The sequence below is a fragment of the Lewinella sp. JB7 genome (assembly GCF_024297185.1).
Taxonomy (GTDB): domain Bacteria; phylum Bacteroidota; class Bacteroidia; order Chitinophagales; family Saprospiraceae; genus Neolewinella.
Map to the genome: position 1 here is coordinate 104712 of NZ_JANCTD010000009.1, position 18957 is coordinate 123668.

The 18957-nt window shown below is 60.1% G+C and carries 16 protein-coding genes; 10 read left to right on the forward strand and 6 right to left on the reverse strand.

The window, feature by feature from the left end:
• Window positions 1-41: 41 nt before the first annotated feature.
• Entirely contained in the window at window positions 42-626 is a 585-nt protein-coding gene (locus tag NMA52_RS15800) for a thymidine kinase (protein WP_254828670.1), read from the forward strand.
• 6 nt (window positions 627-632) lie between these two features.
• Here the strand turns inward: NMA52_RS15800 and NMA52_RS15805 are convergent, their stop codons facing one another.
• A complete protein-coding gene (locus NMA52_RS15805) occupies window positions 633-1709 on the reverse strand; it encodes a MoxR family ATPase (RefSeq protein ID WP_254828671.1) in 1077 nt (358 codons plus the stop codon).
• 50 nt (window positions 1710-1759) lie between these two features.
• Window positions 1760-2578 carry a zinc-dependent peptidase gene (locus NMA52_RS15810; RefSeq protein WP_254828672.1) on the reverse strand — a complete coding sequence of 273 codons (819 nt, stop codon included), beginning with the start codon at window positions 2576-2578 and terminating at the stop codon, window positions 1760-1762.
• Window positions 2579-2694: 116 nt separating this feature from the next.
• On the opposite strand from NMA52_RS15810, the gene NMA52_RS15815 reads away from it, so the two are divergent.
• Window positions 2695-3120 (forward strand): HPP family protein, encoded by a 426-nt coding sequence (locus NMA52_RS15815; protein ID WP_254828673.1) that lies wholly within the window; start codon window positions 2695-2697, stop codon window positions 3118-3120.
• Between the two features lie 49 nt (window positions 3121-3169).
• On the opposite strand, the gene NMA52_RS15820 is transcribed toward NMA52_RS15815, so the two are convergent.
• Together NMA52_RS15820 and NMA52_RS15825 are read right to left on the reverse strand one after the other, a co-directional pair.
• Window positions 3170-4435 carry a pyridoxal phosphate-dependent aminotransferase family protein gene (locus tag NMA52_RS15820; protein ID WP_254828674.1) on the reverse strand — a complete coding sequence of 422 codons (1266 nt, stop codon included), beginning with the start codon at window positions 4433-4435 and terminating at the stop codon, window positions 3170-3172.
• Between the two features lie 648 nt (window positions 4436-5083).
• Complete coding sequence (locus NMA52_RS15825) at window positions 5084-6937, reverse strand: gliding motility-associated C-terminal domain-containing protein (RefSeq protein WP_254828675.1); 1854 nt, start codon at window positions 6935-6937, stop codon at window positions 5084-5086.
• A gap of 391 nt (window positions 6938-7328) precedes the next feature.
• Between NMA52_RS15825 and NMA52_RS15830 the strand changes: the two genes are divergently transcribed.
• From NMA52_RS15830 to NMA52_RS15850, 5 genes are all read left to right on the forward strand, one after another.
• The gene (locus tag NMA52_RS15830; RefSeq protein WP_254828676.1) at window positions 7329-8795 is read left to right on the forward strand and encodes a T9SS type A sorting domain-containing protein; all 1467 of its coding nucleotides are present in this window, start codon (window positions 7329-7331) and stop codon (window positions 8793-8795) included.
• A gap of 240 nt (window positions 8796-9035) precedes the next feature.
• Complete coding sequence (locus NMA52_RS15835) at window positions 9036-9797, forward strand: creatininase family protein (RefSeq protein ID WP_371930981.1); 762 nt, start codon at window positions 9036-9038, stop codon at window positions 9795-9797.
• A 45-nt stretch (window positions 9798-9842) separates the two neighbouring features.
• Complete coding sequence (locus tag NMA52_RS15840; RefSeq protein WP_254828678.1) at window positions 9843-10382, forward strand: GNAT family N-acetyltransferase; 540 nt, start codon at window positions 9843-9845, stop codon at window positions 10380-10382.
• A gap of 79 nt (window positions 10383-10461) precedes the next feature.
• Window positions 10462-10710, forward strand: coding sequence for a Rho termination factor N-terminal domain-containing protein (locus NMA52_RS15845; protein WP_254828679.1), 249 nt, complete (start codon window positions 10462-10464; stop codon window positions 10708-10710).
• A gap of 297 nt (window positions 10711-11007) precedes the next feature.
• On the forward strand, window positions 11008-13782 hold the full coding sequence (locus tag NMA52_RS15850; protein WP_254828680.1) for a MopE-related protein: 2775 nt from the start codon (window positions 11008-11010) through the stop codon (window positions 13780-13782).
• Between the two features lie 3 nt (window positions 13783-13785).
• Here NMA52_RS15850 and NMA52_RS15855 read toward each other — a convergent pair whose 3' ends face one another.
• Window positions 13786-14484 carry a DUF2490 domain-containing protein gene (locus NMA52_RS15855; RefSeq protein ID WP_254828681.1) on the reverse strand — a complete coding sequence of 233 codons (699 nt, stop codon included), beginning with the start codon at window positions 14482-14484 and terminating at the stop codon, window positions 13786-13788.
• A 164-nt stretch (window positions 14485-14648) separates the two neighbouring features.
• Between NMA52_RS15855 and NMA52_RS15860 the strand changes: the two genes are divergently transcribed.
• The gene (locus NMA52_RS15860) at window positions 14649-14894 is read left to right on the forward strand and encodes a 4a-hydroxytetrahydrobiopterin dehydratase (RefSeq protein WP_254828682.1); all 246 of its coding nucleotides are present in this window, start codon (window positions 14649-14651) and stop codon (window positions 14892-14894) included.
• Window positions 14887-16371: a hypothetical protein gene (locus NMA52_RS15865; protein ID WP_254828683.1), complete on the forward strand. Its 1485-nt coding sequence runs from the start codon at window positions 14887-14889 to the stop codon at window positions 16369-16371. The genes NMA52_RS15860 and NMA52_RS15865 overlap by 8 nt, the downstream gene beginning before the upstream one ends.
• Before the next feature lie 31 nt (window positions 16372-16402).
• Here the strand turns inward: NMA52_RS15865 and NMA52_RS15870 are convergent, their stop codons facing one another.
• On the reverse strand, window positions 16403-17074 hold the full coding sequence (locus NMA52_RS15870) for a polysaccharide deacetylase family protein (protein WP_254828684.1): 672 nt from the start codon (window positions 17072-17074) through the stop codon (window positions 16403-16405).
• A gap of 260 nt (window positions 17075-17334) precedes the next feature.
• Here NMA52_RS15870 and gltX point away from each other — a divergent pair, with 260 nt between their 5' ends.
• Window positions 17335-18858 (forward strand): glutamate--tRNA ligase, encoded by a 1524-nt coding sequence (gltX, locus tag NMA52_RS15875; RefSeq protein ID WP_254828685.1) that lies wholly within the window; start codon window positions 17335-17337, stop codon window positions 18856-18858.
• Window positions 18859-18957: the final 99 nt, after the last annotated feature.

The following is an 18957-nucleotide window of genomic DNA, read 5'->3' on the forward strand; positions in this document are numbered from 1 at the left end:
TTAATTTTGATACCTTCGACCGCCAAAATACGGCGGTCCTCATGTTTTTAGAACCTCACTTCAGCGGTCAACGCAGCGGCTGGTTGGAAGTTATCTGCGGCTCGATGTTTTCGGGCAAAACGGAGGAACTGATCCGCCGCCTTAAACGGGCGCGCATTGCCGGGCAGAAGGTGGCTGTCTTCAAGCCGAGCGTCGACACCCGCTATGCCGAGGAAAGCGTAGTATCCCACGATAGTAACAGCTTCGTGGCCACTCCCATTGCCCGGTCGGCCAGCCTGCTCGACGTGCCCGACGAAGTTACCGTCATCGGACTCGACGAGGCCCAGTTCTTCGACGAGGAGGTCGTCAAGCACACCCAGGAGCTCGCCCACCGGGGCAAGCGGCTCATCATCGCCGGCCTCGATATGGACTTTCGGGGCAAGCCCTTCGGACCGATGTGCGATCTGCTCGCCGTAGCGGAGTACATCACGAAGGTACACGCTATCTGTTCCCACTGCGGTAATCTGGCGACCCACTCCTACCGCCTTACTCCGGATACGGATACGGTGGTTCTGGGCGAAAAGGATCTCTACGAGGCCCGCTGCCGCCGCTGCTTCCGCATGGGAAATATGCTCGATCTGCGGTAAGGCTTCCTAGCGCGGAATTTCCAGTTCTTCCAGGATCTCCCGGATCACGTCGCGGGTGTCGAAGCCCTCCATCTCCCGCTCCGGCGTAAGGATGATGCGATGGTTGAGGGCGGGGAAGGCGACCAGTTGAATATCGTCGGGGGTCACGAAATCCCGACCGTCCAGGGCCGCCACCGCTTTGGCCAGTCGGAGAATCGCCAGCGAGGCCCGGGGTGAGGCCCCCAGGTACAGAGCGGGATGCGTCCGGGTACGGTACACCAGCGCGGCAATGTAGTCGAGCAATTCGTCGCGGATGAAGATGCGCTCGACTACGCCCCGGTACCGGGCCACCATTTCTTTCGACAGCACGGTTTGGACCTCCGTCTGCCGTCGTTGCCGGAAATCGCTGCGGAAGCGGTGCAGGATCTCCCGCTCGTCTTCCTGCCCCGGGTACTCCACGACGATCCGCACGAGAAAGCGGTCGAGCTGGGCTTCCGGCAGGCGGTAGGTGCCCTCCTGGTCGACGGGGTTTTGGGTGGCAATTACGAAAAAGGGGTCGGGCAGTGCGTGGGTGGTGCCGTCGATGGTCACCTGTTGCTCGGCCATGACCTCAAAAAGAGCCGACTGAGTCTTGGCTGGCGCCCGGTTAATCTCGTCGATGAGAATAAGGTTGCCAAATACGGGCCCCGGATGAAACACGAAACGGGCTCCGGATGCCTGCAGTACGGTGGTTCCCGTTACGTCACTCGGCATTAGGTCGGGGGTGAACTGGATCCGACGGTAGTCGGCGTCCACCGTTTTAGCGATCAGGCGGGCGGTTAGGGTCTTGGCGATCCCGGGGACCCCTTCCACCAGCGCGTGCCCTCCGGCCAGCAGGGAAACGATGAGTAGGTCGATGAGGTCGCGCTGCCCCACGATGAGTTTGCTCACCTCCGACCGGATCCGTCCGGCGGCTTCGTGCAGACCTTCCAGATCGACGCGGTCCTCGGGCGGCAGGGTATGACTGGACTGCTCTTCACCGGTCGGGTCGGTTAGGGCCTCCGGGCTGGCCTTCAGTTCGTTGCCGGCATTTCGGGCGGGGTCGCGGGTGCTGGGTTCTTCCATAAAGCAAACACTAAAGGTAATAACTTAGACATCGCGCTCACCCGCCCGGCTCACGGAGTGCCGTTGGCCAGCTCCCGCGCTACGCCGCCCGCTTTTTCCGGAAAACGCTGCGCGAAGATCGGGCCGTGGGTATGAAAAATAGTCAGGGTAATCGCGGGGAGGTCCAATTCCTCCAGGCCGATAAACTCACGGAGAGCCGATTCGGAAAAGCCGGTCAGGGCTTCCACTTCCGGGTAGGTCAGGGTATGCGGGAGAAGCGCCGTCCGCACCCCGGGAGCCGTATGGAACAACGCCCGGCTGTATTCGTAGATGCCGAGGTGCAGGTACTTGTCCGGTTCCACCACCGAGCGCACGAAGTAGTTGAGGGTGTAAATGATGACGCCGTCCGGGGGGTACAACTCGGATGAGTGTAGCCGGTCGTGCTCGGGGGTCGGGAACAGGTGGGGATAAAACACGACGTTCTCGAAGCCCGGAATGAGGAATTCCTCCCAGTAAAAGGTTACCGTCGCCGCCGATGCCGCGACCATGAGGCGAACGTCGGGGGGGATGTTCTCGATGGCCATGCCCGTATACTCCGTCGCTTCCCGGATCAGGAAGGCGCGCCGCCGAAAATCACGTTTTCCCGCAAGGTCAAGCGTACGGTAAAGGGGAAACCGCTCCAGGATCGGCGCCATGTCGGTCGGCAGGTCCGGCGGGTTACGCTTCCAGTACCACCACCGAATCTGGGGGGAGAGAGTGTACACGCCCGCGGCGGCGATGGCGGGCAGCAGCATGAGCCAGGTGTAGGTGTCGCCCGTCTGCCAGGTGAGTACCGCTCCGAGCAGAATGAGGCAGAGGGCGGCGAGGTAAGTGGCGCGGACGGGATCCATAGGGAGGTGACGAAAGTGAGGGGCGAAAGGTTCAATTTCTACACGGGACGGCGGCGGGATGTTGACGGGAAAGCCTTATATTACTTTCACCCCGGAAAGCCGCAAATTCAACTGTCATGATGAACGAAGAAGTGCGGACGATCATGTCGACGGATGTAGTAACCGCCTACCCCTTTCAGTCCGTCGGAGATGCAGCAAAGATCATGCTGCGCAACCAACTCCAGCAATTGCCGGTGGTCGATAGTACGGGACGTCTCCTCGGCCTGATCACCTCCTACGACATGTGGCGCGACTGCCGCCGCAACCGACACAGCGAAAATCGCGCCGTCAGTGAGGTCATGAACGTGCACGTCGTGAAGCTGGCCCCGAAGGATAAGGTCGGTACGGCCGCCGAACTCTTTATGGACCGCCGTTTCAAGACCCTGCCCGTCGTAAATCTCGATGGCAAACTGAAGGGCGTAGTCACGGCCTTCGACGTGATCCGCTACAGCCTGAAGCGCGAATACCGCGAACCGATCCTGTACCGGGAGGTCCTGCTGTAGCGCCGCCTCCAAACCGTGAGTTTACCTGACGCCCCGGCCGACATCGTCCCTATACGACGTTGATCTCACCGGCGCGGAACATCTGGCCCATCTTCTCGTAGGACCCGTCTTCCAGTTTGCCACGCACGGCCTTAAAGGCATCAATGGTCGTCTGGATATCCTCCGCGGTATGCTCGGCCGTGGGAATGAGTCGCAGGATCAACTGGCCCTTCGGGATCACCGGGGGCAGCACGACGGAACAGAAGATGTTGTAGTTCTCCCGCATGTCGTAAATAAGGGCACCGGCCTCGTAGGGGCTACCCTTCATGTATACGGGCGTAACGCAGGCACCGGTATTGCCGATGTCGAAACCGGCCTCGCGGAGTCCGTCCTGTAGGTGATTGACGTTCTTCCACAGTTTTTCGCGCAGTTCGGGTTGCTCGCGCAGTAGTTTCAGGCGGGCCAGGGCCCCCTTGACCATCGGCATACAGAGGCTCTTGGCGAAAACCTGGCTGCGGAGGTTGTAGCGCATGAACTCGATGATATCCCGGTCGGCACTTACGAAAGCACCGAAGCCCGACATCGCCTTCGCGAAGGTGCTGAAGTATACGTCGATCTGATCCTGTACGCCCTGCGCTTCGCCGGCGCCGGCGCCCGTTTCACCCATCGTACCGAAGCCGTGGGCGTCGTCGACCAGGAGGCGGAAGCCGTACTTCTCCTTGTATTCGCAGATCTCTTTAAGGATACCTTGCTCGCCGCGCATGCCGAATACGCCTTCGGTAATGACGAGAATGCCGGAGTCGCGCTTCTCCGCTTCTTTCTTAGCTTGCTCCATGCGCACGACGAAGTGCTCGATGTCGTTGTGCTTGAAGGCATATTTGGGGCCCTGGTGCATGCGGATACCGTCCATGATACAGGCGTGATCGTCGCGGTCGTACACCACCACGTCGTGACGGGTGAGGCAGGCGTCGACGACCGACATGATGCCCTGGTAGCCGAAGTTGAGTAGCAGGGCCGCTTCCTTCTGGGTGAAATCGGCGAGCTCCTGCTCGAGTTGCAGGTGGGCATCGGTCTCGCCGCTCATGATCCGGGCGCCCATGGGGTAAGCCAGTCCGTACTCGGCGGCGGATTCCGCGTCGGCCTTGCGTACGTCGGGGTGGTTCGTGATGCCGAGGTAGGAGTTGATGCTCCAGATGATACACTCCTTTCCGCGAAAGGTCATACGCGGCCCGAGCTCTCCCTCTAGTTTGGGGAAGGAAAAGTAGCCGTGGGCTACGTCCTGGTACTGCCCGAGGGGGCCCTTGAATTCGCGGAACTTGTCGAAGAGGTCTTTCATGCGTCAGGGTTGCGTTTAGCGGGGGCAAAGATAAGACCTGACGGGAATTATCCGTTAGACCGTGCTTTAGTTCACTTTACCGGGGCGGCGTGGCCCGTGTAGCGACGACTTGAGTCGTCCGGCTGTACGACCTTATCGAGGCGGTGAAGCAGTGTAGCGACGACTTGAGTCGTCCGGCTGTACGACCTTATCGGGGCGGTGGTGCCCGTGTAGCGACGACTTGATTCGTCCGGCTGTACGACTTCATCGGGGCGGTGGGGCAGTGTAGTGACGACTTGAGTCGTCCGGCTGTACGACCTTATCGGGGCGGCGAGGCACGTGTAGCGACGACTTGAGTCGTCCGGCTGTACGACCTTGCCGGGCCGGCGGGGCAGTGTAGCGACGACTTGAGTCGTCCGGCTGCATGACTTTACCGGGGCGGCGGTGCCCGTGTAGCGATGACTTGAGTCGTCCGGCTGTATAACCTACGCGAGCTACGGAAACGCGGTTACTGCTTCAATCGGGTGCCTATTAGTGGCCTATGCGACTGAATGGGAGGGACTGTCGGTAAAGGTGGGGGTTAGGGGCGGCGAGGCGTTGGGGGCAGCGTAACGGCTGAAGCATTCGCTACACGGAGGCAGCGAAACGGCTGAAGCCGTCGCTACAGATTTACTCCAGCACGACGAAACTGCCCGAATACCGCTGCACCACACCATCCAAAAAAGCGATGTCGGCTACATAGACGTAAGTACCTACCGGTGCCGGCCGTCCCCCAATCGTTCCGTCCCAGCCACCGCTTTCGTCGTTCACTGCCAGGTTCGATCCCGTGAAGACCTCGGCCCCCCACCGGCTATAGATGCGCAAATTGACGATTCCGAGCACATTGGGCGATTTACCGAATACGGCAAAGCGGTCGTTGTGACCATCGCCGTTCGGAGAGATCGCGTTCGGGATGTACACCAACCGGTCGGCCGTCACCTGCAGGGTAATGGAGTCGCTGGCTACGCATCCGTCATCGGAGGTAGCCTGTAAACCGACGGTGACCGTCCGGGGGGGGAGTACCACGACCGCGGAGCAAAGCGAATCGCAGACGATCAGGCCCTCCGGACTCCACCGGTACCCGACGATGGGCTGCGTACCGCTGACGAAGAGTTCCGTGGAATCGCCCAGCACCAGCGTCCGGTCAGCCCCCAGGTCGACGGTGAAGGGAAACGGACTGCGCAGACGAACCGTGTCTTCGGTCGTACAGCCGTACCGGTCCTCGAGTCGGTAGGCGTAGGCTCCCTCCCCCAGGGAATCGATGGGTACGGTGAGCTCCGCCGGACGGCCACCGAAAGTATAGCCGTAGGGTGAACGGCCGCCCCCGATGCTGTCCAGCACGACCCTGCCGTCGGTGGTGTACGAACAACTTGGATCGGCGACCGAGAAGTAACCGGTCAGTCCCGGATCGGCTACAACCGTCAAATCCAGGCGGACGATGCTGTCGCAGCCCAGGGAGGAACGTAGGCTATCCACGTACACGCCACTGCTATCGTAGACGGAGGTGCCGACGGTCACCGTCAGTCCGGCGCAGATCGTATCCACTACCGTGTAGCGCTTGGGTACGACGTTCACCACCTTGGTATTCGAGACGATCCGGCACTTGCTGCTCTCCAGATTGGCGGCACTATTAGCCAGGAGATAGCGGTAGTAATAGCGTCCGCTGCTCAGTTCCCGGTGTCGGTAGGTGCGATCGCGTTCGCCCGGCAGGTCCGACCAGGTGCCGCCCCCGTCGTCGCTGCGTTGCCACTGCAGGGCCGGCGTGGGAAATTGGTCGCCATTGATGGTCGCGCGTAGGTCGATGGGGTTGCCGTCTTCGCAGATGTTGGCGACCTCCAGGGGCAGGATCAGGGCCTCGGGACCGCAGGCGCGGAAGCTGATGTTGTCGAGGGCCAGGTCATTTCCCTGTCCGCCGGGGGCGTTGTTCCGGAGCGCGAGGGTCACGGAGGTTTGGCCGGGCAGGGTGGTAAAGGTAAAGCCGTAAGTATGCCACCGCTCGTCCTCGGGAATGTTGCCGGTGGTGAAGTACTCCTGATTATCGATCAGAAAGGATACGTTGGGCAGGATGATGTTGCTGCCCCGCTGCAGAATATTGCTGATGTCGGCGGAGAATTGATAGAGCGTATTCTCGCAGAGACTGTCGACGACCTGTTCGTAGAACAGCCCCGGTTCGAAACTGGCGTTTACGATCATCATGTAACCGTTCGGATCGCTGCTGTTATCTCCGAAGCGTCTCCAGGACCCGAAAGACTGTTGCCAGCGGCCCATATCGTTGGTTATCGTGTAGAAACCGTCGTTTGGTGGCGGGCTGGTCTGGTAGCGAAATCCCGGAGCAATGCCGGGATCGGTGGCCGGTATGTTGGCTGCCCCACTGCCGAAATCACCGTCCGTGAAGATGTTTTCCCCCAGATTCCCGCTGCACTGTTGGGCTACCAGGCACCGACCGAACACTAGAAGCAGAACGATGGAAATCGAGGTACGCATGTAGGCAATGGTATCAGTCGGTGCAGCGGCTAAGGTAGTTATTGTGCGCGAGGGTTGCGATAAGCGGCGATCGGTGTCATCACAAATTTTACCTTAAGGAGCAATAGTGCGTGTGACCCGCCGTTACACAAAAGTAGGGACGGAGTTTGCCTAATCTAACTTTTCCCCGTCATCGGATTGAATCATTCGATGACCGTCCGTTCTTGCGCTATCGTTGTATCACTCACCGCGCCGTCCGGTAATTATTTTCCGGAGCGCAGCCCGCCGATTCCCAGAAACTTAATCTTTTGCCCCTTGCGAAAGTAGTATTACCGACACGCCTAACAAACTGAATCAACTGCCCGGCTTAGCGGTCTTGAGCCACGACCGTCACGGGAGGTTGAACTTACTCATGAGAAACTCAACCTTACCCCTGACCCTGGGCCTGCTGATGCTGTGCCCCCTCCCCGGCTACGCGCAGTGCAGTCCGGGAATCATCACTAAGGCTCACACAAACACCGTATACGACGCCCTCCTCGACCCGGATGGCGACGGCTACATTACGGAATCCGGGGCCGTCTTCACGAGCGGTACTACGGAAATGGCCGAATTTGAGACTATTCCAAACAGCACGTCGGGATGGTTCGAAGTTCCGGACGTCAGTGAAGTGGATTCGGACATTACCCCCAACTGTGGTAACCCCGATCTCATTCAGGACGCGGACGGTGGCGACTACGCTTTCTTCAACATCATCGACCCCACGCCGGGCATCCCCACCAGCGGCGATGAGTACATTCTGCTCCGCTTCCGGTTGGCCCAGCCGCCCCAGGGTAATTTCGGGTACAATTTCTTGGTAGATACGGATGCTTCTTTCGGGGCGGGCGTGGACACGAACAGTACCTGTGGCAATGCTGGCTTTGAGCGGGAAGTGCAGTTCGCGAATAAGGGGGGCAAGCAGGGGGTTAGCGTTTACGACGTCGACGGCGCTACGGCGTTGGGTGCGGCAATCTGCAACCAGTGCGTTAGCGTGGCGGACGTGCAAAATGCCTGCGCCGCATCCTCCGGCAATTGCGGTACTTCCGATCCCCAATTCGTCACCGTGCCCCTGCCCCTGGTTCATCTCGGGGTGCCATCCAACATCGATCCGCTTGATCTTTACATCATGGTAGCCACGGCGAGCTCGGGCAACGCCACCAGCGTCCTGGGCGGCGGCAACGTTACGGACCTGGGATCGCTGAACGACAAAGAAGACGGCTGTGGCTGCGCGGCCCAGAGCGGCTGTGCTCAATTTGACTGTCAATCCTCTTGCATCCAGCAGGTATACGCCAGCCTACCGGTCACCTTCACCCAATTCGAGGCCGAGGTATTTCCGGCGGACGTCCGGCTCCAGTGGGACATCACCACCGACGCCCGGAATGGCCACTTCTACCTGGAGCACAGTACGGACGGGGTGCACTTCTCGACCCTGCGGCACTTCATCGGCAACCAGTTCACCCGCCAGTCCGGCGGCTACAATTACGTCCACCGTTCCCCCGCCGCGGGATTGAATTACTACCGCGTAAAACAGATCGATTTCGACGGGTTCTACCGCTACAGCCCCATCGCCTCCATAAATTTCGGGCCGGAACGCACCTTGGACTTCGCCCTGGTCCCCAGCCTACACGCCGGTGGCCCCCTGGAACTGGAGATTTTCCACGCCAGCCCGGAGACGGCCGTCGTACTGTCCGTCTTTGACCTCTCCGGCCGGGTAGTCCTGCAGCAGGATAGCGCCGGCGACCGTATGATCGCGCTGAACGTAGATTCCCTTAATCCCGGAGCCTACCTCGTCCGCGTCCACGACGGTATTGACTTCGCTACCCGCCGTTTCCTCAAACTGTAGCGGCGGCGCGCGGGAGCAGAACCAACTCGCTAAAGCGGACGGTACGGGTATATGAGGATAACCGCCCGGGTACCAGACAGATGCTCTCCGGACGCCCAACGGTTTGCCTACCGGAGGGGATTGCTTCCCGCAAAAACACGGCACCCGCGTTCCCGCCAAAAAAGGGAATACCCGCCGAATGCCAAACGTTGAAGCGCAATTCGGGCGCGTGGTTTATTTTACCCCAAACCCCGAACGATGATCCGCCCCTACCTCCTCGCCGAAACCAACTGGAAACACCTCACAGACGCCACCGTAGACCTCGCTATCCTCCCCTGGGGAGCCACCGAGGCGCACAATTACCACCTGCCCTACGGCACGGACAACATCGAAGCCGACGGCATAGCCACGGAGGCCGCCCGCCTCGCGTGGGAACGGGGAGCCAAGATCATGGTGCTGCCGACCATCCCCTTCGGCATCAATACCGGACAGTCGGACATCTTTCTGGACATCAACCTCAACCCCAGCACGCAATTGGCCATTCTGCGCGACGTTGCCGCCACGCTGAACCGACAGGGGGTGAAGAAGCTGCTGGTCTTCAACAGCCACGGCGGCAACAGCTTCAAGGTGCTGCTGAAGGAACTCGGACTGGAGTACCCCGACATGTTCTTCTGCACCTCCGACTGGTTCCGCTCGCTCGACAAGACAAAGTACTTCGAGGAGGGAGGCGACCACGCCGACGAGATGGAAACGAGCCTCGTCATGCACCTGCGCCCGGAGCTCGTCTTACCCCTGGACGAGGCGGGCCCGGGAGACGAACGGAAGCACCGGATCCATGCTTTCACCGAAGGGTGGGTATCGGCCGAGCGCCGCTGGTCGCAGGTGACGGACGATACCGGTATCGGCGACCCCCGCAAAGCTACCCGCGAGAAGGGGGAGCGCTACTTTCGGGACGTGACCGCTAAATTCGCCGACCTGTTCGTCGAGTTGACCGCCCTGGACATCGACGATATGTACGCCTAGTTTCTCCCTACTGCAGTTAGATTGCTCAGTTTCCACCGCACGCCCATGCCCGTTACCCTCCGACCCGCCACCGCCGCCGACGTACCCGCCATTGCCGCCCTGCACGCCCGGAGCTGGCGGGAGAACTATACGGAGGCCATGTCCGCCAAATACCTCACGGAGGAAGCTCCCACGGAGCGACTAGCCGAGTGGACCCGCCGCTTCGCCGGGGATACGGATCGTATGCGGGTCAGCGTAGCGGAGGTGGCCGGGGAGCTGGTCGGCTTCTGCTGCATCCTGCTCGATCATCACGAAACGGACGGCTCCCTGCTCGATAACCTCCACGTCCGGGCCGATCACCAGGGTAGCGGACTCGGAAAGCGGCTCATGAGGGCCGCCGCGCAACAGGTGGTCCGGGATAGCGGATCCGACCGAATGTACCTCTGGGTGCTCGCGACCAACACGCGCGCTCTGGCGGTATACCAACGACTGGGGGGCAGGGTCGGGCGCACGGAAACCCACCTTATGCCCGGGACGGAGCCGCCCGGCACCACGGCGATCAGCGTCCACTACAGCGCCCGGGAGCTGGCCGGTCCGGATAGCTGATCACCGCCCGAACCCCACCGGCTGCCGGGCGGTTCCACTGGCGTCAGCACCTGATTGGTATCACCTAAATTCAGTCACTATGGCAAAGGATCACGGACCCAGCATCAAGGATGACGAGAAGTACGAAGCCCTGCGGGACGAGGGGATGAGCAAGCAGAAAGCGGCCCGCATCGCCAACACCCCCGATGCAAGCGAGCGGGGCGGCCGTGCCTCCCGTTACGAAGACCGCACGAAACGGGAGCTCTACGAGGAAGCGAAGAAGATCGGAATCCGGGGGCGCTCCGGCATGAGCAAATCCGAACTGATCGAGGCGCTGCGGAATAATTAGCGATAAGATCGGCGGGGGCGGAAACGACGATCCTGGTGGGGCCTAACGCCCACCGGCGGGCGCCAAACTTCCGTGAGCGTGTTGCAACGTAGCCCGGGTGCTTGCCGTTCCGCCGCGGGGAAATAAACCGGCGGCCCACTCGTTTTAGGGATACTGCATTACGGCAATCCGGCGCAAAAAGATCGACCGGGCGGCGTGGTGGACGAATAATTCGTCCCGGCACCGTCTCCCCCACCTTCGCTTTTTACGCCCCGCCCATTCGTACTATCTCCGATCGCGTTATTATCCCATCTATTGATGAAATTCTACTTGGTGTTCATTACCCTGCTGTTGCCATTTTTGGTAGCCGGGCAGGCCAGCATTCCCTATCAACTCGACATCCTCGATCTGCAACCCGACGACCAGAACGTGGCCATACTCGAAATGGCGCCGGTCGGAAACCGCTTGTACTGGGCCGGCGATAACGATGTCAATTACATTACGAACGGATCGTTGGAATCGACCCTCAGCTTCCGCGGCGGCATCGGTCTGCGCGACGGCATCGTACCCCTGGGTTACATCGGTAGCGTGTACTACTTCCACTACCAGTCGGGGCGCCGGGGCTACAATGCGCTGATTGATTCCCGACTGCCCATCCCCCGCCTGCTCGAACTTCCCCTATTGGAAGACGAGAAGTTTACCCACACCACGCCGGTGATGGCCAATAATAAGCTGTACGCAGTACGCGAAAAGCGGGATACGGACACGGACCGACTCATCGTACAACTCATCGAAACCGACCTGGGAACCGAAATCAGCCAGATCGTAGTTGCCGACACCGTTACGGGACTGGCCAGCCTCCCCCCCGCCGCCGATCCGGTAGCGAACGGGGCACTGGTCTACTTCAGCCGGCCCCAGAGCGGCGGCTTCGGCACGGCTACCTACCACGCCGGCACGGGCGCGATCGGTGATCTGGGTACAATCAACGCTACGGACTACCTCAACTTCGAGCGCATCGGAGACTATACCCTGCTGCGCTACGCCGGCAACGACGGAATCGAGCAGACGGCATTCATCGATGCTACCGGTAGCGGCCCGGCCATCGCAACGACCCTTTCGCGGGAGCAGTCCGTCGCCCTCACCACCGCCCTGCTGGCTACCGGAACGGACGGTAAGTTGTACGCCATCGACTATGCGAATGGCAGTGCTACGGTACTGGCGGACCTCGGAGCGGTCACCGAAAACACCAAGATCGTCCGGATCAGCGATACGGAAGCGCTCTTCTTCCGCCTTACGTCTGCCGGAGACTGGATCCTCGGACGCACGGACGGGTCGGCCGCCGCCACCCTGGATATTGTAACCGTACCCGGCATGGCCACCACCGGTCCGAAACAGATCGTTCGCCTCGGGGCCTACGTGGCGTTCATCTCCCCCTTCGAGCCCCTGTACCTCTTCGATCCACGCTCCGATGATCTCCAGGAAGTGGACGCCGACTTCAACCTGGCGGGTCCCCACCTGCCGCTGGCCGCGGTGACCGACCGGCTCTACTTTGCCGCCATCCATCCCCTGCACGGACAGGAAATACACTACCTCACTGTGGACGAACAGCGGACCCTGACCGGCTCCGCCTACCGGGACGCCAACGGTAACGGTACCCGCGACGCCGGGGAGGCCGGCCTGGCCAACCTGCTTATCCGCGTCACCGGCACGGGAGAGGAATGGCTCTATACCGACGAGGACGGCAACTTCGCGCTCGCCGTCGAAAACGGCAACACTTACCAGGTCACGTCCACTACCCCCGACTGTTACCTCCAGACCACCGCCACCGATACTTTCACCCTGAGCTACCCCGAGGACCAGAACGCGGAGGTCACTTTCGGCCTGCAACTACAGGACGGTGCCGCGGACCTCAACGTCTACCTGAGCGCCGGTCGCGTACGTTGCAACACTACGGTACCCTTCTGGCTTACGGTGCGCAACGACGGTTGCCTGCCCCTGAAGGGTACGACTTCCGTTACCCTGCCCGAGAACGTGACCTTCCAGTCGGTGGCCCGGGGAGAGGCCAGTCAGTCCGGTCGGGTGTTCACCCTCACCTTCGATACCCTGCAACCCGGCGAGCTCTACCACAACGTGCTGGAACTGAAGATGCCCGACGAAACCTTCGCCGGCGATCCGATCAATATCGACGCCGAGGCGGTGGGGAACACGAAAGCGGACGGCTCGGTGTCGAGTACTCTGGCTTTCTCCACCGATCTGCGCTGTGCCGTGGACCCCAACGATAAGCAGGTCTGGCCCTTCCGTCCCGACGAGACCAACAGCAACTACACGCAACGCGACGAAACGCTGCGGTACACCATTCGTTTTCAGAACAACGGGAACGACACGGCTTTCGCGGTGCGGATCGAGGATCGGCTGTCCGACCACCTCGACCTGAACACCTTCACCCCGATCGCGGCGAGTCACCCCTATTCGACCCGCGTGTCGGAGGGCGGCTACGTCACCTTCGACTTTGGCGACATTGAGCTCCCCGACAGCACCACCAACCCCCAGGGGAGCCAGGGATTCGTCACTTTTGAGATCCGGCCCGATAGCCTGCTGGCCGATTTTACCCGGATCGAGAATAAGGCAGCCATCTACTTCGATTTCAACCGACCGGTCATCACGAACACCGTAGTGTCCACCATCGTCAAAACGCTGGATAAGGATAAAGACGGCTACTACTTCTTCGAGGACTGCAACGACAACGACCCCACCATTTATCCCCAGGCTCAGGACATTCACGGCAACGGCATCGACGAGGACTGCAACGGCATCGACGCTACCACGGCGGTGCGGGAAACTCTCCCGGGTACATTGATGATTTATCCTAATCCGGCCGGCCGGTACCTGCAACTGGACTACTCCGCCGCCGCACGGTTACAGGTGACCCTCGTCGACGCTACGGGGCGTCAGCTGCAACGTGCGGAATTGACCGCGGGTCAGCTTCGGCTGGAAGTCGGGGACTACCCCGCCGGAATATACCTCCTGCGACTCCACGACCGGAATTCCGGGGTGTCCGTGGCGCGGCGGGTCGTGCTCAGCGGCGGTCGCTAGGATTTACCAGCTGTGGTGCAGACTCACCTGGAGCTGCCCCTTGCCGCGTGCGTTGGTAGTTTGCTTCATCCACCCCAGTTGGGTGCGCAGGTTGCTCCGGAGGCCGTAGCCTACGCCGATATAGGTCCGGTTGCGGTCGAAAAATTGTACGGAGCGTCCGTCACCGATGTCCCGTTGCCCGTTCATGAAGAGCTCGTTGTAGAGGGCCAGATACACGATACCCTCCCCCAGATCGGTATCGTTAAGGGGTACGTTCAGGAATAGGTTATAGCGGTAGCGGGTCCGAAAATCCTGTCCTTCCACCCAGCGTTGTTCGTAGCGTAGGCGGTGGGTGAGCAAAAAGCGTTCGCCGATCCGTTGGGGAAACAGCGCCTCTTGGTACACCCGACTCTCACCGGTCGTGGCGTCGCTATCCCCCTGGGTGCCGGTAGTGATGTTGGCGTAGCCCAGCGTAAAGGTGATGCCGGCATCGGTGGGCGCGAAGGTGATGCCGGAGCGGAGGAGCAGTTGCTCCAGGTCGCCGCCGAGGTTAAAATTACGGTACTGGGCGTCCCCCTGAATACCCCACTGGCTACCTTCACCAAAGGAGTGATTGTAGAAGTACATATACCAGGCACCGAGTTGGTCGTCGTTGGGTACGCTCTGCGCGCTTAGCGGATAAGATAGAAGTACGGGTAATACGTAGAGTAGTAGTCGCGCCATGAATAAGCTGGGGTTTGCCGCAAAAAACACGACAACGTGCCTATAGTTTCCCGACCTTGCATCCTACCACATTACCACTCTACCACATTACCACCCTACCACATTACCACCCTACCACATTACCACCCTACCACCCTACCACCCTACCACATTACCCCCCTACCATGTCCTGGAACCACACCAACAACAAACTACACCGCGAATTCACCTTTGCCGACTTTCGCCAAGCCTTCGCCTTCATGACCGAAGTGGCCTTCGCGGCCGAAAAAATGAACCATCACCCGGAGTGGCGTAACGTCTACAACAAGGTTTCGATCGAACTCACCAGTCACGATGCGGGCAATACGGTTACGGAGCGGGATCGTAAGCTGGCGGAGACGATTGACCGTATCTTTACGCGCTATGCATAAGACCGCGGCACTCCTACTGGGGCTACTTTTTTGGGCGGGGACGCAGGTGCGAGCGAATGCGGAATACAGCTATGAGCTCAACGCGGGGGCAATTGCCGTTTACGAAGATATCATGCGGCTGGAACTGGACGTAGCCGAAGCCGGTATTCGGGCGCTGCGCGCCGCCGAACCCCGCAATCTGGCTGCTTACCACCTGGAGAGCTACGTCGATTTTTTCCGACTTTATCTGTCGGGCGATGAAGGGCTTGACGGGCAACTCGCCGAGCGGTTCGATCGCCGGGTGGCTGCCCTGGAACGGGGCGACGTAAACTCTCCTTACTACCACTACGTCCTGGCCGACGTTCGCCTGCACCGCAGCCTCATTGATCTGCGGTTCGAACGTCAACTGGCGGCCTTTCGTAATCTCAACCGAGCCTACAAGAACCTGCGCGACAACGCCGACCGCTTCCCGGATTTCTTACCTACCTACAAAAATCTGGGATTGGTACACGCGGCCGTAGGGTCCATTCCACCGCAGTATAAGTGGGGCGTCGAACTGTTTTCTTCCCTCACGGGTACCATAGCCGAGGGGCGTCGGGAACTCAAACGCGCGCTGGCGGATCGCGACAGCCCCTTCTACCTGGAGACCCGGGTTCTCTATGCCTTCATGGAACTTCACCTGGCGGATCGACCGGACCTGGCGGCGCAATCGATCGCCGCCCTGAAGCTGGACCCGGCAAACAATAAATTGCACTGCTTCGTACGCGCTAGCGTGGCAATGCACGATGATCGCAACGCCGAGGCTATCCGAATCCTGGAAATGCAGCAACGGGGGGGGACGGCAGCCGATTTTCCCTATCTCGATTTCATGCTCGGCCAGGCAAAACTGCGGAGTCTGGACTCCCGCGGACGGGCCCATTTTCAGTCCTTTCTCTTGCGCTATTCCGGGCGGCATTTCCGGGAGGAAGCCCTGCAGAAAATCGCCTGGTCCTACCTCCTGGAGGGAAATATTCCCCGCTATCACCGGGCGATGGCCGAGATCGAGGGGGGCAGCCGCGCCGGAGGCGACGAAAGCGCGGTGCGCGAGGCCGCCGGGGAGCGGGCACCACACCTGGGATTACTCCGGGCCCGCCTACTCTTCGACGGAGGGTACTTCACCCGCGCCCGCGTGGAACTTGACGGGATACAATTTGCCACGCTTAACCCCGACGAGCAACTGGAGCACCGGTACCGCACGGGGCGGGTACTGGGGGGGCTGAAGGATTTCGCGGGTGCCCTTTCGTTTTACGAACGCACCATCACATTGGGGCGTGACAATCCGGCCTATTATGCCTGTAACGCCGCTCTCCAGGCGGGATTACTGGAGGAAGAGCGTGGAAATCTTTCCGCCGCCAAACGGTATTTTCTCACCTGCCTGGATCTTAATCCCGCTGAGTACCGCATCGGACTCCACATGCTGGCGAAGGCCGGCCTGAATCGTATAGGGGGTAGCAAGTGATTTCTCACCCCACGACGAAGGTATGGCCGCTTTAGGCGGTCTTGAGTTGGGCATCCGCGACGACGACCGGCTTCGTCAGTAATTCGGGCGTCAGGCTGGCGAAGGCGTATCCCCGCTCCGTAAAGTGCCGCAGAATGCGGGGAAGTATGGCCCGTACGTTCTCTTCGGCCTTCAGGCTGTCGTGCATAACGACGATGCTTCCGGAACGGGCATTATCCACCACGTTGTCGTAGCAGTCCTCCGGAGTGAGTTCGGGATCGAAATCCCCACTGAGGACATCCCACATGACCACTTCGTAGTGCCGCTGTAGAAACTGAGCCTGACTGGGCTTCAGTCGGCCGTAGGGCGGGCGGAAGAGTGAGGTTTTGAGTTGTACGGCGCAGTGGCGTGCATCGTGAAAGTAGGGTACGTTGTCCGTCTTCCAGCCGTCCAGGTGGTGCATGGTGTGATTGCCCACCGCGTGGCCGGCGTCAATGACCTGTTGGAGTACGGCGGGATAGCGCCGAACGTTATTACCTACGCAGAAGAAGGTCGCCTTAGCGTCGAATTCGGCGAGTTGCTCCAGTACCCAGGGGGTGAGGTGCGGGATAGGCCCGTCATCGAAGGTCAGAAAGAGGGTCGGTTGGGCGAGGGCGGACGTAACCCGCCAGTGAAAGTTGGGAAACAGTTTCTGGATGACCCGCGGTGTCTTGATGAGATACATGTCAGTGGATTCTTGGGAGAAATTGGGGAGGCAGGAATGGGGCTGTCCAGTAAACAAATTCAGTAGGCCGGAGGCTTCTTACGGAAGCAAAATCGGGAATACTTGGTAGCCGACAAGGGGTTGCGCTAAGTAAGCTTGACTACCTTTGCCGGTGCATTTGGAAGATGGTCCCTACGGTTGTATAGTAAACGTTTAATGGGCTAACAATGCTGCTCACATTATAAAATTTTCTACATCCCCAGCCGCTTAATTACAATGTCATGAATAACGTAAGAGTCAGATTTGCCCCTTCCCCCACCGGAGCCCTGCATATCGGCGGACTGAGAACCGCGCTCTACAACTACCTCTACGCACGCGGCAATGGCGGAAGTTTCGTGCTTCGCATCGAGGATACGGACCAAAAACGCTACGTGGCCGGTGCGGAAGCCTACATCCGGGAGTCGCTGGAGTGGGCGGGAATCACGCCTGACGAGGGTCCCGAAATCGGCGGGAATTACGGTCCCTACCGCCAAAGTGAACGACGCGACATCTACCGCAAGTACACTCAGCACCTGGTCGATTCGGGGCACGCTTATTACGCCTTCGATACCGAGGCCGAACTCGACCAACGCCGGGAAGCGGAGAAGGCGGCCGGCAACCACAACTTTCGGTATGACGCCTCGACGCGTGGGGATATGCGCAACGGCATCAGCCTGTCGAAGGAAGAAACGGAAAAGCTGGTGGCCGATGGTACGCCCTACGTCGTCCGTCTGCGGGTGGATCCCGGCCAAATGATTCATATCCAGGATATCGTACGGGGCGACGTAGCCTTCCGCAGTGAGGAAGTGGACGATAAGGTACTCATGAAAGCCGACGGACTGCCCACCTATCATTTGGCCAACGTGGTCGACGATCACCTGATGGAGATCAGCCACGTCATCCGGGGGGAGGAGTGGCTGCCGAGTACCGCGCTGCACGTCCTCTTGTACCGCGCCTTCGGTTGGGAAAAAACCATGCCCGCCTTTGCCCACCTCCCGCTGCTGCTCAAACCCAACGGTAAGGGAAAGCTCAGCAAGCGCGATGGTCAGGCGCTCGGATTTCCCGTCTTTCCCCTGGACTGGGAGGGAGGAGAAGAAAAATTGGATGGCTTCCGGGAAGCCGGCTTCCTGCCCCAGGCAATGATCAACTTTCTTGCCTTTCTGGGATGGAACCCCGGCACCGAGCAGGAAATATTCACGCTATCCGAATTGGTAGAGGCATTCGATCTGGACCGTATCAATAAGAGCGGAGCGCAGTACGATTTCGAAAAGGCGAAGTGGTATAACCAACAGTACCTCATCAGTACACCGGATGGGGAGCTCGCCCCCGCGGTCGTGGAGGTCTTCGCGGCGCACGGGCAGAAAATTGACCCGGAAAAGGCAAGCCTGATCGCCGGTCTGCTCAAGGAACGCGTTCACACCCTACCCGAATTTTATACCCAGGGCCGGTACTTCACCGAGCGGGTCGGAATCACGGATGAGAAAATGGCCCGCAAAAAGTGGAAGCCCGCCCAGCGCCCGGTCTTCGAGCAACTGCGGCAGCGCCTGGCGGAGGTGACCGACTGGAACGCGACCGACATCAAATCCGCCACCGTCGCCTTTATGGAAGATACGGGCCTGGGATTCGGAGCGGTACTGCCCGTGCTCCGGTTGGCGGTCAGTGGTACCACCAACGGTCCGGATGCCTTCGCCATCTTGGCAACCATCGGTCAGGAAGAAACACTGGAACGCCTGTCGCAAGGCTTCGACGCCATGGACCTCCTGTAGCGACGGCTTGAGCCGTCCCGCTGTCCACGTGTATCGACGGCTTGAGCCGTCCCGCTGCCCCCCCGTGCAGCGACCGCTTGAGCCGTCCTGCTGCCCCCA